This is a genomic window from Sphingomonas sp. IC-11, from assembly GCF_021043365.1.
Classification (GTDB): domain Bacteria; phylum Pseudomonadota; class Alphaproteobacteria; order Sphingomonadales; family Sphingomonadaceae; genus Sphingomonas.
Map to the genome: position 1 here is coordinate 99,962 of NZ_JAJNDU010000004.1, position 16,221 is coordinate 116,182.

Consider the following 16,221-nt stretch of genomic DNA (forward strand, 5'->3'; position numbering starts at 1 on the left):
CTGTGGTCATTACTGTCCAATAGTGGAACAGTAGAAGGGGAAGCCGCCTAATCCAAATTGATAAGAACTTCGGTCAATACGGGTTTCTACCTGCTAGCAGCGATAGCCCTGCTCAAGTATCAGAACAATGCAACGAAAACAGTAACTCAGATAATCCTTCCCTACCTCATAGGGAAGGGGGAGGGCGCATGCCGTCCTGTCAGGCCGGATGTAACTGTGTTTCAAGAGAGGCTGGATCGCTGCACTCGAAGAATAGTTTCGATCACTAACAAACTCTGGGGGAGAAATCGTATGGCATTGGGGGACACCGTTAACGACGTATTCATCGTCAGCCCGAACGAAATCATTCGCGAGGGCCTGAGAAGGATTCTGGTTGATCAGGGATTCAACGTAGTCAACGCGGTGCCGTCCGCTGTTACTTGGTCATCAACATGGTCGCCGAACCTGACGATAGTCGATGCACAGGAATTCGACAGCGGCCTCGCCACCTGCCAGATGATCCGCAATGCTTGCACGACCACACGCATCGTCCTTATGATGGACGAATATCGTGCCGATTACGTCGCGACTGCCTTTGCCTCCGGTGCAATCGACGGCTTTCTCGTGAAGGCTATCGCTTGTGAGCCCCTGGCCGGCGCGCTTCGTCTGATCGCGATGGGCGAGCGTTTGCTTCCTTCACAAGCGATCAGCGCTTTCACGGAGCGCTCTCTTCAACCAGCGGTGGGGTCGTACGGCTCACTTGACGGCGCCAATCTTTCATCCCGTGAACTGGAAATACTCGCTTGCCTAATCCAAGGCGATGCAAACAAGGTTATCTCACGACGCCTTCAGATCTCGGACGCAACAGTAAAGGTCCACATCAAGGCGATCCTTCGCAAGCTGCGCGTCAGCAACCGGACGCAGGCTGCAATCTGGGCGGTCAGCCGCGGCGTCACCCTCGACAAGGCTGAGGTACTGCCTGGGTTCGCACGACCAGTGCACGAAACGAGCGAAGCGTTATTGCAAGCGCAACCCCACTGAATGCGATCTGGGCGATACTCGCGCCAATAACACCAAAAGCTTTGATGTTTGGCACGAGGATCGCCAGATAAACAATGGTTGCGGCCATCGCAGATTTCAGCACTGCATGCTGGTGGCCGCTAACCATGAGAGCACTGCGCATGGTTGTACCAGCCAAGAACAGGGCAATAGCCACGGCGTACGCCAGCAACGGAGCGTAGGCGCCGGTAAACTGCGGGCCTCCAACCAGCAAGATGATCCTCGGCCCAGCGATCGTCAGCACAATAAAGGCTGCAACTGCCGCGCCGATGGTCGCCAATTCGACGCGCCGCACCAAGCGCAAAAATCGCGACTTTGCCAACTCGGCCCATAGCTTAGCGAGATCAGGGGTAACAACCTGCTGCAGCATCTGGGCAGTTTTGGAAACTGTCTGCATGATCCGCCGAGCAAACTGGTACAGCCCAGCACTTGTGGAACCAAGCAGGAATCCTACCGCCAATGTGTCGGTCTCCTGAGTGGCTTTACGCAAAAGTACCGACACGTTCGCCGACCACAGAAAAGATGCGAATTGAGGAAACCTGCGGTTCCACCCACTTAAGGACGCTGTACCAACAGCGGCAATTCCTTCGGCGCGTAGCGTTCTCCACGCCAGCGCTGTCGTAATAACTCGTTCAGCGATCACCAGACTAATCAGAAGCCCGACCACTGCTTTCAGGCTTCCGCCGGTGACGGTAATTATTATCACTCCAGCCAAACGGAGCACAGCCAGCGATGGATCGATCCAAGCCGCCTGTGCGAACTTCCCGAAAAGTCGGAGAATGCCGACCGGGGTCGAGGAGACACCGAACAACAGGGACAGAGCATATAGCTGGGCGAGACGTTGAGCTTCATGGCTCCAACCCAGCATCTCGCTGGCAAGTGGCGCTGCCCCTACTGCGACGGTGGTTACGAGAAGCGCTCCGGCCACATCGACGACTATCCCTAGCTTGATCAATGATGCCAGCTGAACCTTGTCCTCCGCCAGCAGCGCACCTGTTCCATACCGGATAATCGCTTGCCAGGTTTCCAGTCGCAGGACTTGATCGATGAGCCTGCAATAGCTCTCGATCACGGCGACAATTCCAAAGCTCGCAGGGCCGAGCAGGCGAGCGGTCAGCGCAAGTGTTACCAATCCAACAGCCGTGGAGGCCGCCTTTCCAGCGGCCAGATGCGAAAGGTTGCGTATCAACCTGCGTCGCAGTGATTGACGATCGTGCGGGCGATTCATTCTCAAGCGGAGCAGAGCCATAATGCGACCCTGACGCTCGGCCCGATATATTCCCATGTTTCACGAGGGCTACGCCATGAGAGATAGCTCATTCGCTCATTGTGCAAGCAATCTGCGCCTCTTCTCGCCCGCATGCCTCCACCGCTCACTCCCCTGCGACGTACCGTTGGGACACCAGCAGCGTAGCGTCCAAACGGTGAGCAGGGGAGAGTGGAACATGAATGTGCAGAGCGCAGCGATGGGAGCCGGCGCGTTCACGCCTTCCGCGCCGTCCTACCTGTCGGCACGCGATGCCATCCGGATGCTCCGGCGCCACGCCCGACTTCTGCTGCTGATCGCCGCTGCCGTAATGGGGAGCGCTCTCGCGTTCTACTTACTTGCAGAGCCCCGGTACGATGCCACCACCGTCATGCGGGTAGCGGTCGACGACTTCCGGCCTGACGACAGCGACAACCCGGCGTCTATCCGGGAGGCCGAGCAGCTGCGCACGCACCAGATCGAAACTCAGATTCAACTTCTCGGTTCTCGGATGGTTGCCCGGCAAACTGTTCGTGACCTGGCACTCTATAATGATCCGGACTTCAATCCCAACGCGGACCCAACCAAACGGAAGACCGCCAGCGCTAAAGAGGCTGCCCAGAAAGCATCGGGCGACGCAAGCTTGTCCGACCCGACAGATGCAGATGATGGCCCTTCGCCTCAGCTGATTGAGCGCACGACAGACAGGCTTCTATCAGCCGTAAAGGTGGCGCAGGACGGCCAGTCAGATTTCATCAACGTGACGGTCTCTTCGGGCAGCCCAGCCAAGGCAGCAAAGATAGCAAACAAGATCGCCGGCAACTACATTCGCCTGCAAGTCACCGAACGAAGAGCTGCTCGCACCAGAGCAGTAAAGCAACTTCAGGAACTTGCGCAAAGATCGCGCTCTGAATTGCTCGGCGACGAAATGGCTATCGCGGCTTACCGGCGCGATCACCGCATCGATGCCGGCCCCGGCCGGGATGCCGATGTTGCCCAGATGGCACGCCTCGCATCCGAGCTTGCCGCGTCAGGAGCCGGGCTCGCCGAAGCGCGTGTTCGTGCAAACGGCGGCGGGAGCGCCATGTCCCCTTTGTTGGCTGACCTTCGCGGGCAACAATCGACAATCTCACGTCGCCGCGCAGAACTATCCACCCTCTACGGTCGGGAACACCCTGACGTTAAGAAGGCCACAGCAGAGCTTGCTGAGGTAGATACCGCTATAGCAGCGGAAACTGCACGCATCGAACGCCAGATGAGCGACGAGGCAAGCGCGCAAGGCGCGCGCGCAAGCATGCTAGCGGGAAGCTTGGGAGCAATGCGCGGTCAATCCCTGCAACGCGGAATCGCCTCCGTCGCTCTTGCTGATCTCGAACGCCGCGCAGAGACAACACGCGCGTTATACCTGTCGCTTTCCCAGCGCTTGCAGCGAGCAGAGCAGGCGCGCGACTCGGTTCGGCCTGACGCGACGGTCTCCTCTGCCGCCCTCCTCCCCACTCAGCCGAGTTTCCCGCGAGCTGGCCAGATCGCAGGCGTTGCCGTCGGGGCAAGCTTCATACTTGGGATGATCGCGATGCTTGTCGCGGAAGCGCTGCAGGATCAGGTCAGAAACGCTGGTGAGGTCCAGCGCCTCGTGAATTTGCCCACCTTCGGGATGGTCCCCGAGATTCAAGGACACAAGCACGTGCAGGCGCACCTGCGGGTGGCGAAAGAGCCATTCACTCTTTTCGCCGAAGCAATCCGGCGGTCGGAACTGAAACTTCGGCGTTACCTTGCGTCGCAGAACGGCAAGGTGATTCAGATCACTTCGCCCCTCCCCGGCGACGGCAAAACCACCATGGCGATCAGCCTGGCCGCAGCCGCGGTAGCAAGCGGCCGAACCGCCGTAATGGTCGACCTCGACCTTCGTCGACCTGGACTTCCGGATGTGTTCGACGGGTCGCTATGTGAAAAGGACCTCGTTGGCTATCTGGAGGGCCGAGCCGAGCTAGACGAAATCCTCGTGGAGTCCCCCTCACTGAGCGGGCTAAAGGCGGTGCCAGTCCGCGCGGCCGCAGAAGATCCGGGTCACACGCTCAATTCGCCCCGCATGGCAACGCTGTTCTCGCGCCTCCGCGAGGACTTCGACCTCGTGATCATAAACTCACCGCCCATCCTGGCGGTGGGAGATGCGGAGCTGCTCGCAGCGTTTGCCGACGCCACGATCCTGATCCTGAGGTGGGGCCACACCACGCCGGAGCTGCTGCAAGCGACGACAAGTGCGTTCGATGCCCCGATCAGCGGTATCATCTTCAACCGCGTCCACTTCGCAAAGCACGCCCGTCTCTCTTACGGCGACGCGATCCAGCACTTCCCGCGTAATTCACCCTATCATAAGGGCGAACCGCACGGCTGGCGCCAACGCCTTGGTTGGACCGAGAGTGCCTGACCACTTGCCGCAGAGCGAAGAGCAAGGCTCCTTGGCGGCTGAAGAAGCCACAAGGGGCGATCTACTGGAGTCCGGGAAGTGGCTGCCTCCAGATCGGCGCACGGTGATCGATGGCGCGGATCCGGTGGAGAGAGAGGCTGTCACCAACTTGCTGGTGATCGATCGTAAAACCTTCACTCGTGATTGTCTGGTCGCAGCGTTCGATGCTCACCCACTTATCGGTACTGTGGCGAGCGCGCAGACCGCAGAGGACGCACTTCTGCGACTGAGCCGACAGCCACCCAGCGATGCTGCCCTCATAAACCTTGCCGCCGATCCCTTCGATGAAGTCGCGTTGGCAAGCCTTCGCAACCATCTGAACGGGCTTCTGCCCACCGGTCGCATCGCCATCATGACCAGCATGAACGATGATGCACACCTGATCGAGGGGATGAGAGCAGGGATCTGCGGCTATTTACCGAGCGACACGCCTCTGAACGTCGCTGCGGACGTTCTTCGCCTGGTTGGTCTTGGATGGACCGTATATCCCAAACTGACCCACTCCGTTCACGAAGCACGGCTCGGCTCAACTACGTTCGACGTCGATATCGCTGAAGGCCTTACTTCGCGGCAAAAACACGTGCTGGATGGCCTGCGGTTGGGAATGACCAATCGCGCCATTGGAGCTCGGCTGGGTATAAGTGAACGAGCCATCAAGGCCCATGTTCAAGAGCTGATGCGCCGATTGAAGGTGAAGAACCGTACCCAAGTCGTTGCCCGACTCGCCGGGACCGAGATAATCGACAGCTGACCGGCCTTAAGTCGGTCAGCTGTCGGTTCACGCGCTCTTGATCAACAGCGATCCCTCCTGCTCATCAGGCAGCGGCGCCATTCATGCGACGATGAAGTCAGCGGCCGTCAGCGTCGGCAATGTGCTCAGCACGGCGATATGGATCTGCGCCGCCGCTCCGTTACCGTCGGGATCATACCAAAGATTACCGGTAGCACGTTGATAGATGAAATGCTGATCCGCCGTGACTGCTTGCACACCATTCGCCATGAACATGGACGCGCTGAGCGCTCCGGGCGCCACATCTGCAAGTGCGGTGAACGCCGCCCGGCTGATCTCGAATTTGTCCTGGCCGGCGACAAAATCTCGGATCTTGTCCCGCTCCACGCTAGTCGTCAGGACATCCATGACGAAGATGTCGGCACCGGCACCGCCGGTCAGTTCATCAGCGCCTACCCCGCCGATTAGGCGGTCGTTGCCGTCGCCGCCCTGCAGAAAGTCACTGCCGTCCTCTCCGGCGAGAATATCGTCGCCGCCGTTGCCAATTACGAGATCGCCGCCGGCACCGGCAAAGACGGTGTTAGCAGCGTCGTTGCCGGTGATGGTGTTGGTGGCATTGTTGCCGACGATCGATACTGCGGAGGTGCCCTGGATGGTTAAGTTCTCGATGTTGGCGCTCATGGACCAATTGGCGCGGGCGTAGACGAGGTCGGTTCCCTCACCTGGAAGTTCGATGACGGTATCCTGGGGATCGTCGATGTAATAAGTGTCGTTGCCGATCCCGCCCGTCATCACGTCCGCGCCGCCGCGGCCGTCGATGATGTCGTTGCCAGCGCCGCCGTCAATCATATCGCGGAATGCCGCGCCGTTCAGAACGTCGTTCCCGCCCAGCCCGTTGATGGTCCACAGATCATCCGTGGGTGCCGTGAAGTTGTTGATCCCGTTCGTGCCCGTATAGCTTTTCGGCTCGGGCAGATTGGCTAGCGAGATGGTGTGCGCTTGCTGGAACGAAGCACCAGACAAGTCTGTCACCGTCACCACCACGCCCAAGGTCGGCGTGGTTTCATAGTCCAGCACGGCGCCCCCCGCGACCCTCAGAGCGCCGGTCGCGGCGTCAATGACGAAGCGGCCGCCAGCGTTGTTCGCCAGCGCATAGGACAGCACGTCGCCCGTGTCCGGATCGACACCCGCGAAGGTGGCCACGAGAGTACCGGCAGCGGCGTTCTCATCAACGGTTCCGCCCGTCATCGTGACGCCCCTTGGCGCATCCGCCACCCCCGCCAGCGTCACCGTAACCGTGCCGGTCTGAAGAGTGCCGCTGGCATCGGTCACCACATAGGAGAAAGTGGCGGAGCCATCGAAGTCGGGAAGCGGGGTGAACACCACGTTGCCCTGGGCATTCAGCGTGACAGAACATCCCGAGATTGCGGACACCCGAGTGATGCTGAGCGGTGATCCACTGCTTCCCACGTCATTGGCCAACAGTGACGCACCGGAGATGATCATCACCGTATCTTCAACCCCGGCGAACTGATCGGGCGTCGTCGTGATTGTGGGCGCGGCAGTGGCCGCAATACCGCGTGCCTTGACGGATGACCCGCTTATGTCGCCGTCCTGACCGGAAAGATCGGTCCAGCCGACGACGAACCCGCCGTCCGCCCGGGTGACCAAAACCGGCTCGACCTGCCCGCCGAGCACCTGAATTGGGATGACGCTTTCGCTACCCAGCCGGGAGCCATCGGCCGCGAAGAGCTGAGTCTTGACGCCCGACGTGCCATATTCAAGGCCGCTGCCACCGTAATCCGCCCAACCGACTGCAAAGCCGCCACCCGGCAATGCGGTGATGGTAGGCGCAATCTGGCTGCCACCGGTAGTGGTGTTGGCGAGTATCTCCCCACCAAGCGCATCCCCGTCGTCGTCGAAGCGGCGAACCTTGATGGCGAAACCGCTATTGTCACCCCCGACAAAGCTGCCGTCCATCCAGGCGATCACGAAGCCGCCCCCGATCGTGGCGGCAATCGCGGGCTGCTGCTGATTGTTCGCCGTTGCGACGTTGACGAGCCGTTCGGATCCGACACGGCCGGCCCCTGCGTCGAAAACCTGAACCTTGATCGCATCTTTGCTGGTGTCGCCACCCACCCGGCTGCTGTCCGACCAGGTGATTACGAAGCCGCCGGATTCCAGCGCGGTGATGTCCGGCGCCTCCTGTCGGCTGGCGGTAGCCGTATTGACCAAGAACTCATCGCCGAGCGCCTGACCGCTGGCACTGTAATGGCGAGCCTTGATCGAGGACACGCTATCGTCTCCTCCCGTCAGGCTTTCATCCCGCCAGGTGACGATGAACGTCCCATCCTTCAGCGCCGCAACCGAAGCTTGGGCCTGAATACCGGCGGTGGCGGTGTTGACGAGGAACTCGGTGCCAGTCGCCACGCCATCAGCATTAAACAGTCGCGCCTTGATCCCCGTCGACGAGGTGTCCTGAGCGCCGCTTGCATCGGTCCAGGCAACTACGAAACCACCTCCGGCCAGACCGGCAACGGATGGGGTGTCCTGCGCCCCTGCCGTCTGATTGTTGACGAGGAACTCCTGGCCGACCGGCTTCCCTTCCGCATCGAGTAGGCGGGCTTTCAGACCAGTGCCGCTCGTATCGCCGACCAGGCTTGCATCGGACCATACGGAAATCATCCGGCCGTCCGCGAGCCGCGCCATCGCCAGCTGCTGCTGATTGCCGGTCGTCTCGACGTTGAGGCGAGCTTCTGCGCCTGCACTGAAGCGATGGCTGTCGGTGGTTGCCGCGACCGCAAAGGTCAGGGTGGAGGTAAACAGCCCGCCAAGACCATCGCTCACTTCAAGCGTCAGCGACGCATTGCTGCCTGCCGCCGCGTCCAAGCGGTCAGCATCCGTTACGGTGAGAATGTCTCCCTCGATCCGGAACGCGCCGCCAGTGCTGTCGCCAACGATGTTGAAGGAATATTGGGCGTTGAGCGGACCTTCCGGCACCAAGCGGCCTACGCCAGTGTGCTCGATTGCCCCCTGCACCACGCCGGGCCCGACCAGTTCCACTACTGAAGACGTGCCGGTATACGGTTTGAACACGCGGCTTGCGAGCCCGCCGTCCGGATCGATCGCATTGGCCGCGCTATCTGCCCAAGCCGCAGCGATGCCGCCGCCGGCCAAACCAACAATCGCCGGCGCGGTCTGATTGCCGGTCACGTTCGCGTTCATGATGAAATCGGCGCCGAGCTTCACGCCGTCGGCATCGAACATCTGTGCCCGGATTCCATAGCCGCTCGCATCATGGGCAAGCAGGCTGTTGTCCTGCCATGCGACGGCAAATCCGCCGTCGGCCGTCGCCGTGATCGAGGCGAATGCCTGAGTATTCAGCGTGAAGTCGTTGACGAGGATCTCCTGGCCAACTTTCGCACCGGTGGAATCAAAAACCTGCGCCCTGAGGCCGGCGGCGCTGTTGTCGCCGATGCCGCTGGCGTCGCGCCACGCAATCACGAACCGGCCATTTGCCAGGGTGGCAACGACCGGTTGATCCTGCGCGCCAAGCGTAGTGGTGTTCACGAGAAACTCGGCGCCCGTTTTTGTGCCCGACGCACTGAACAACTGGGCCTTGATCGATGAAACGGCGGCGTCCCCGCCTAACTTGCTGTTGTCGACCCAGGTGGCCACGAACCCGCCGGTCTGAAGCGCAGAGAGAGCCGGGGCTGCCTGGTCAGCAGCAGTGGTGCTGTTGATGAGAAACTCGTTGCCGATCTTGGTGGCATCAGCGCTGAACATCTGTCCACGGATGCCCGAACCGTTGCCGTCCGGCTGGGTGCCGCTCCTGTCCACCCAGCCGATGACGAAACCTCCGCCGGCCAGCGCCGTGACGTGGGATGCCGTTTGACCGCCATTAATCGTGGTGTTGACGAGAAGTTCAGCGCCGATCTTCGTACCAGTTGCGCTGAAGAGTTGCGCGCGGATGCCTTGGGCGCTGTTATCCGCCGTCAGACTGCCGTCGGTCCAGCTGACCAGGATGTTGCCATTGGAGAGCACGGCGACAGAGGCAGAGTCCTGCGCCCCAGCCGTAGTGGTATTGACGAGGATTTCTGCCGAACTCGCCTGACCCTGCGCATTGAACAAGCGCAGTCGAATCGCCGTGCCGCTGGCATCTGCACCACTCTTGCTGGCGTCGGTCCAGCATAGAACATAGCCGCCATCTGACAGTGCGGCGATGGCGGCGTCTGTCTGCGATCCGGCAACAGAAGTATTTACCTGATTTTCGATCGTTTCGGCGATCAGCGCGGCTGTGGTCATGGCCCCTCCAAGCCGCCCTGGAGAACAGACCAAATCGGCCGGGCGGCCTTGGACTTGAAAATATCGGCGGCCTGAACCTTCACCCATCGCTATTGTTGATCGAGCCGGGAGGGGTAAGACCTGCCCGAAAGGGAAGTTACGGCGATGTGGGCCTTCGGCGACCCGTTACAGCCCCTCCCCGCCGACCCATTGTGCATTTGCCAGGCGGCGCGCCAACGCCCAGTTCTGCTGGCGAATGTCCGGCACCGCGACGACTTCCCACAAGCCGCCGCGCGTCATCGGACCGATGCAGTAAAGCTGGTCAGACGTCGCTCCGTCCGCCCCGATCACCCGGGACTGGGCGTCCACTTCAAGACCGATGCGGAGCGCGTCGGGGCGAATCGCCCCTTCGGCCAGCAAGTGGCGGATCAAGGCTTCCGGAGATCGCAACAGATCGCCTTGCGGGCCGGTACAATTAACAATGCGGCGGGCACGGGTGTGCATGACCTCGCTCCCGCCGCGAGGCCGCCATCGAAAGTCGACGGCATCCCCATCGGCCGACGTGGACACGATCTTGCCCGCCGCGAACCGCAGCCGGCCCGACGCGCACAGCGCATCGATCCGTTCAGCGACACTGGGGGCGAGGCGGTGACGGTGAACATCCCAGAAGGGCCGCAGATGACGCAGGAAGCGCAGCCGTTCAGCGTCGCTGGCGGCTCCCCACAGCATCTGAGTCACTGGACGCAGCTCATCCACGGCGGTGCGCCATCCGGCCTCGGCGGCGCGCGCGCGCACCGTCTTGACCAGGGCCGAAAGCTTGGTCCCCGGTCGCTCGCGAAGGCCGAGGACCGGCGGCATGCTGACATGCGGGCGGGGAACGAGCCCGCGGCGCGAAATCGCAAGCACTTGTCCGGTGAAACCGGCGGCATCGAGCAGCAAGGCAGCATCGATGGCGGTCAATCCGCTGCCAACCAGCACGACCGTATCCTCACTGGTGAGGCCGTCGACGATATCCCCTGCCCATGGATCACCGGCGTAGCAGCCTGGCGGCAAGCTCCCCGGGTTGATACCCGGGGGCGTGTGCGGCGGCAGGTTGCCAAGTGCCAGCACGATCGTTCCGGCCTTCACCTGACGCCCGTCGGAGAGCGACACGACGTGGCCGCGGCCGGCAGATCGGGTGGCAACCGCTTCACCCTCGACAAGCGTCAGACGATCGCCGTGTTCGCGCTGCGCCTCCTTCAGCATATCGCGCAGATAGGCGCCATAGATCCGGCGCGGCACAAAGGTGGTTCGGTTGCCGAGGCCGTGAGCCTCTAACCACTGAACAAAGTGATCGGGTTCATCCGGCAGGGCGCTCATGTTCGCGGCCCGGACATTCAGAAGGTGCTCTTCGTTCGCCGCGCTATAGGCCACCCCGCGCCCGAGCTGATCCGACCGGCGCTCAACCAGCACCGTGCGCGGCCCGGCATGGCGCAGCAGGTTGATGGCCAGGAGCGTGCCCGAAAAGCCGCCGCCCACGATCACTACCGGATCGTCCGTCATCACCTGTTCCCCCCTGCTTCGCCGAGCGGTGCAACAAGATCAACTTGCTGCAGCCAAAGCTCAGCTATCGAGCTCTTCTCTGCTGCGCAATCAGGCAAGAGGGAGGACGCGTGTATCCCTGGCCGCCATTCCCGGAATTCGCTGGTCTCTGGCGGTTTCGTTCACGCTAGCGCCTTCATCCGACGTGCCGCGAGCGACGGCGGCATGCCGGGCAGTGGCACGCGTTCCGCCAAAGCTCCCAACGCCTTCACCAAGGCCGCTTCGCCGCGGCGCAGCCCGCGCCGTTGTAGCTGAGGCAACGAGCGGACCGGCTCTGGTGTGATTTCCACCGCGGCGCGAACGGACAGTCGCTGCAGCGGACGCGCGGCGGTGGGCAGGATTGCGGCCCCTGCCATGATGTCGAGGAATTCAGTGAGGACCGGCGATCCCTCCAGACGCGGAGCCATCGCGCCCAGCAGGTGCTCCCATTCTTGCCAGGATGTGGGAGCATGGGCGGCGCCATAGAGCCGCGCCGCCGCTTGGCCTTCCGCAAAGGCGGCGGACTTCTCCTCGGCACTCAGCGACCGGGCGAAGCGACTATAGGCTTCGCAAAAGCCGAACACCGCGGTGGCCTGTACCCAGTCGAGCAGCTCCGGATCGTTGGCGTGATAGGGCCTGCCGGACGGGGTCTCCCCATGCACCTTCTCATGCATGCGGACGACGCGGGCGATCATCGTCTCTGCCGTGCTGCGTGGTCCATAGACCGTCACCATCGCGGCGTAGCCGGTTCGTCGCAGGCGCATGGACGGATCCCGGCGGAAGCTGCTGTGATCCCACACGCCCGAACGAACGGACGGTTCGGCAAGCTCAAGCAGCACCGCCGCAACGCCGCCGATGAACAGCGACACGGGGTTAGCGAACACGCGCCAGGATACGCCGCCCGCAGGAGCCAGCGCCGGCTCGCCGGCGGGATGTTCGAAATCGAAGTCCAAGCCCGGGGGCGGGCGCATCAGTTCGCGAATGCCGGCGATCACGGCTTACTGCCATCTATAACCAGCCGGCAATCGCGCAGCTCATAACCGGTGACGAGGTCGTTCCATCCAAGGTCGGGCGCACGCTCCAGCCGCACGCCCGGTACCCGCAACAGCTTGTCCAGGAATATCTCGGCTTCCGCCAGAGCAACCCCGGCGCCAGGACAGCGGTGCTCACCGTCGCCGAACGCAAGGCCAGCGCCGCCGACGCGCTCCGCCCGCCGGCGATCGGGGTCAATGGCGTGGGGACAGGCACCCACCGCGGCGGGATCCCCATTGGCCGAGCGGATGTCGAGCTCGAACCGCTCGCCACCCTCCTCGGTCCGGCGATACAATGCGCCGACCACCGGCTCCAGGCGCAGGATCTCCTCGAGGAGTGCAATGCGAGCGGGTTGATCGCTGGCGAGGAAACGAGCCTTCAACTCGCCATTCTCCAGGAGGTGCCAGCCCGCCATGGTGATGAATTCCCGGGTCGTCACCATCCCGGCCGCGCCGTAGGTGACGCATTCGACCAGGATGTCGCGAGCCTCATAGCCCTGCGCGAGCAGATGCGAGATGACGTCCTCCCCTGGCGACGTGCGCCGGGCCTCGATGGCAGGCCGCACGTCACGCAGATAGAAGTGCCAGATCCTCATCTGACCAATCAGATTGGCGAGCACCTGTTGAATCAGCCGGTCACCATCGGTGATCCCGAGGGAGAAGAAAGCGTCCAGCCGCCGGATCATTCCGCGCTTGTCGCTGTTCGTCAGGCCTACGATCTGCGCAGCCACAGTAACGGCCAGATCCAGCGCCATGCTGTCGAGCTGTGCGCGACCGGTTGCGAGAAGGCCAGCGATCAGCCGGTCGGCCTCCGCCTCGATGATCGGCCGATGACGTTCGTTCACGACCCGCGGCGCAAAGAAGCGGGCAGTCGCCGCGCGCTGCCGACGATGTTCTTCACCGGACTGGAAGATGATTGGCGGACGTATCCTGCCGCCGAAACGCGCCATCAGATCTGCCTTGAAGCCGGCCTGCCGTGCGTCCGGATGGCGAAGGATGCGGCGGACCGGATCGTAACCAGTCACCGACCGCCCCTTCCGGGGCGCACTAAGCGCGAGCGCGGCAGAGCGCCGCTGATCCACGCCACCGGCCGGGCAGCTCTGGACGTTGCTCTTCGCGATCTCCATGCTCGTCCTCCACACGATATGACAAGTTACTTATCATATTCAGGTGAGCGGTGGCTGAACGAGACGAAAAGCAACGACGGGACGCACGAGTTGCACGATCACGCGCGGCGATGCGCGATGCGTTGATCGAACTGCTACGCGACACGCGATTGGAGGACGTCACGGGCGCCCAGGTCGCTGCGCGTGCGGGCGTCGGCTATGCCACTTACTTCCGCCACTATGCGAACGTCCGGGATTTGCTGATCGACACCGTCGTGGTTGTGGCGGATGAGCTTGCCGCGCGAATGATGCCGCCCATGATCGCCGCAGATACAAGCGCGGCGGCACGTATGCTGGCCCGCGAAGTGGCGGAGCACCGAACCATGTTTCTGGCGCTCCTACGTGGCGCGGGCGACGAGACCCGCGGCATGCTGGCGCGACACATTGTCGCGCGGACCGCCGAACTGCCGGACCTTTCGCCGGAATGGCTGCCCCAGCGATTGGCGTTACGTCTCGCCGTCGCAAGCACGGTTGAACTGTTGGATTGGTGGCTGTGCGAGGAGCCCGACAGGAGTGCCGACGACGTCGCTATGCTGCTCGACAGGCTGGTGATCGGCCCATTGCGCCATGGCTGAACAAACCACGCCGTGGGGATCGCATTACCAGCAGATCAACCCTCGATGCGATCGAACCTGGCAAGCACCGGGTTGCCCATCCACGCAGTGACACCCCACGCGCGAAGCCGCTCCTCGACAAGAGATGCACGCGGGCCATAGCGACGGTGCATCCCAAACGGGAGGGTCAACTGGCGATACTCCCCGGCGAGACGAAAACCGTGCCGGGCGAAACATGCCGAGATCTGACCAGGACGATAACGGCGGTAGGTTCGCGGATCACCCCCGGTTGGCCGGTTGGCCCCGCCGCTCAGCAGTCGGAGCGCGCTGGGGCTGAACATGCTGGGGTAATCGATAATGACAGTGCGCCGAGCCAGACGGCAGAGTTCCGCGATCAGCACGTGCCAATAGTTTACGTGACCGAGCAGCCTGATCGACGTCACGAGATCGAAACTGGCATCATCATAAGGGGTCGCCAGGAGGTCCCCGGATTGAAACTGCACCTTCGCCGTAACCGGATCACGCGCCAGCCGCTCCGCACACCGCCGGTCGCTGCCGAAGATCATCACGGCAGCGCCCGTTTCAACAAGCTGTCCGGCCAGTTGGCAATGGCCACCGCCAAGATCCAGAATGCTGCTGAGCCCGGAGGTCGGCAGCAAGCCTGCAACGCCTCGACGCTGAACGTCGAGGAAATAGGCGCCAGCCTCATCGCCAAACCGGCTCGCGAACGCCTCGGAAGAGGTCTCGAGATCCGGCCATGCGACATCCAGCGCGGTCATACTGCAACTTCCTTTGGATCGACGGACAACGAGAGCGGCGGATGTCCCGCGAACACGCCGGACGCGGCATGATCGCTCCAGATTGCGCCCACGCGCGTCACCGCGGGTTGGCGGGCCCACGTGATGCCCCCTGCGGACATCTGAACAACCTGAACGGTATGCCTGTAGGCGGGGTTGGCCAGCACGATAGCGGCTGCGCCAAGCAGCAGCAGGAGAGCCGTGCTCAGCACCTGCGCAAACTTTCTATCGGCACCTTGCCTCGCCAGCGTGGCAGACAGATGCGCGCGAAGCTGCTTCGCGGGACCCGCTAGGGCGAGAGCATAGATGATAGCCAGATACGGAATGACATAAGCGCACGCACCGGCTGCCTTTGAACCCATTACAGAGTGAACCAGCAGGGGAACGATCAGTAGCACGAGCGCGTGGGCTGCAAGCGGAGGCGAACGCCGCCAAGCAAACACCGCCGCCACCGGCAGGAACAACGTCAGCAACGGAGCCTGGACCCACAGGTCGCGCAGGTAGAACAGATTGTCGCCAGACACCTCACTTTCGGCGGTGGCGCTAAGCAGACTGGCTGTGACCGTGCCGATTACGGCGGGCGCGATCAGCGCGAGGAGCGGCAGGAAAACCGCCGCGGCGACGATCAGGATCGGAGTCCTGCGGGCAAAATGCTGATCGACCAACGCGCGAAGCATGCCCGGCAGACACCAGATCAGCAGCCCGAGCGCTGCGATGGCCGCGGACGGTTGAAGCTGGAACGCGATGAGCAACAATGCAGCGGCGGCGATGCGACGGCGTGTAGCACCGCCGGAGGAACGGCTGGCATCGAACAGCCACGTCGCTGAAACAAGCACCAGCAGTGTCAGAAGAGCGCCCTGGCCAGCGGAATGGGCGCCCTGCAAAGCCCAGCCCGACGGCACGAACAATATGGTCGAGATCCCAGCAACGGTGGTGCCCGCGTGCTCCCGCAACCAGACGAACAGCCATGCCGCTGCCACCGCGGTCGCCAGGATGGATGGCAGGCGAACCATCGCGATCGGCGGATCCCCGCCAAGTTCCAACAAGGAACTTGCCAGGACGGACAACAGCGCCCCTAAATCATGACTACCGCTCAAAAACGGCAACGCACCGTCGCGGGCGAGACTCATCGCCGCGACCAGCACGTCGTGTTCATCACTCCTTATCGGGGTCGCCCAGACCGTCAGGCCATAAAGAAGACCAGACCCCAGCAGAACCGCCCATGCAAGCGCCGGCCGCTCCGCAGGGCGCGTATTTCTGCCACTCGCTGACGCAGCGGCATTGCTGGCCATATCCACCCTCCGTCGGCCAGGCGGAGGAGTGGATGTCACCGCTGCGCCGGGCCACC

Annotated in this window: 11 protein-coding genes; 4 read left to right on the forward strand and 7 right to left on the reverse strand. The window is 62.5% G+C overall.

The genetic code is table 11. The features are described 5' to 3' along the window. Positions 1–291 precede the first annotated feature (291 nt). Entirely contained in the window at positions 292–1,020 is a 729-nt protein-coding gene (locus tag LQ954_RS12790) for a LuxR C-terminal-related transcriptional regulator (RefSeq protein WP_227772624.1), read from the forward strand. Here LQ954_RS12790 and LQ954_RS12795 read toward each other — a convergent pair. Then, positions 932–2,287 carry a lipopolysaccharide biosynthesis protein gene (locus tag LQ954_RS12795; protein WP_231023481.1) on the reverse strand — a complete coding sequence of 452 codons (1,356 nt, stop codon included), beginning with the start codon at positions 2,285–2,287 and terminating at the stop codon, positions 932–934. The two genes, LQ954_RS12790 and LQ954_RS12795, sit on opposite strands and share 89 nt — an antisense overlap. A gap of 196 nt (positions 2,288–2,483) precedes the next feature. On the opposite strand from LQ954_RS12795, the gene LQ954_RS12800 reads away from it, so the two are divergent. Further along, positions 2,484–4,712 (forward strand): GumC family protein, encoded by a 2,229-nt coding sequence (locus LQ954_RS12800; protein ID WP_231023482.1) that lies wholly within the window; start codon positions 2,484–2,486, stop codon positions 4,710–4,712. A gap of 31 nt (positions 4,713–4,743) precedes the next feature. Further along, complete coding sequence (locus LQ954_RS12805; protein WP_231023484.1) at positions 4,744–5,502, forward strand: response regulator transcription factor; 759 nt, start codon at positions 4,744–4,746, stop codon at positions 5,500–5,502. A gap of 81 nt (positions 5,503–5,583) precedes the next feature. On the opposite strand, the gene LQ954_RS12810 is transcribed toward LQ954_RS12805, so the two are convergent. The 4 genes from LQ954_RS12810 to LQ954_RS12825 all read right to left on the reverse strand — a co-directional run bounded on the left by LQ954_RS12810 (position 5,584) and on the right by LQ954_RS12825 (position 13,483). After that, a complete protein-coding gene (locus LQ954_RS12810; RefSeq protein ID WP_231023485.1) occupies positions 5,584–9,786 on the reverse strand; it encodes a beta strand repeat-containing protein in 4,203 nt (1,400 codons plus the stop codon). Between the two features lie 165 nt (positions 9,787–9,951). Beyond that, positions 9,952–11,307, reverse strand: a complete 1,356-nt coding sequence (locus LQ954_RS12815; RefSeq protein WP_231023486.1) for an FAD/NAD(P)-binding protein — start codon at positions 11,305–11,307, stop codon at positions 9,952–9,954. Between the two features lie 161 nt (positions 11,308–11,468). Continuing rightward, entirely contained in the window at positions 11,469–12,296 is an 828-nt protein-coding gene (locus tag LQ954_RS12820; protein ID WP_231023487.1) for an oxygenase MpaB family protein, read from the reverse strand. 20 nt (positions 12,297–12,316) lie between these two features. Next, positions 12,317–13,483 (reverse strand): cytochrome P450, encoded by a 1,167-nt coding sequence (locus tag LQ954_RS12825; protein ID WP_231023488.1) that lies wholly within the window; start codon positions 13,481–13,483, stop codon positions 12,317–12,319. A gap of 110 nt (positions 13,484–13,593) precedes the next feature. Here LQ954_RS12825 and LQ954_RS12830 point away from each other — a divergent pair, with 110 nt between their 5' ends. Beyond that, a complete protein-coding gene (locus LQ954_RS12830; protein ID WP_231023489.1) occupies positions 13,594–14,097 on the forward strand; it encodes a TetR/AcrR family transcriptional regulator in 504 nt (167 codons plus the stop codon). A gap of 35 nt (positions 14,098–14,132) precedes the next feature. Here LQ954_RS12830 and LQ954_RS12835 read toward each other — a convergent pair whose 3' ends face one another. Together LQ954_RS12835 and LQ954_RS12840 are read right to left on the reverse strand one after the other, a co-directional pair. Continuing rightward, positions 14,133–14,855 (reverse strand): class I SAM-dependent methyltransferase, encoded by a 723-nt coding sequence (locus LQ954_RS12835; RefSeq protein WP_227772633.1) that lies wholly within the window; start codon positions 14,853–14,855, stop codon positions 14,133–14,135. Beyond that, on the reverse strand, positions 14,852–16,165 hold the full coding sequence (locus tag LQ954_RS12840) for a hypothetical protein (protein ID WP_231023490.1): 1,314 nt from the start codon (positions 16,163–16,165) through the stop codon (positions 14,852–14,854). Before LQ954_RS12840 ends, LQ954_RS12835 begins: the two co-directional genes overlap by 4 nt. Between the last annotated feature and the right edge of the window lie 56 nt (positions 16,166–16,221).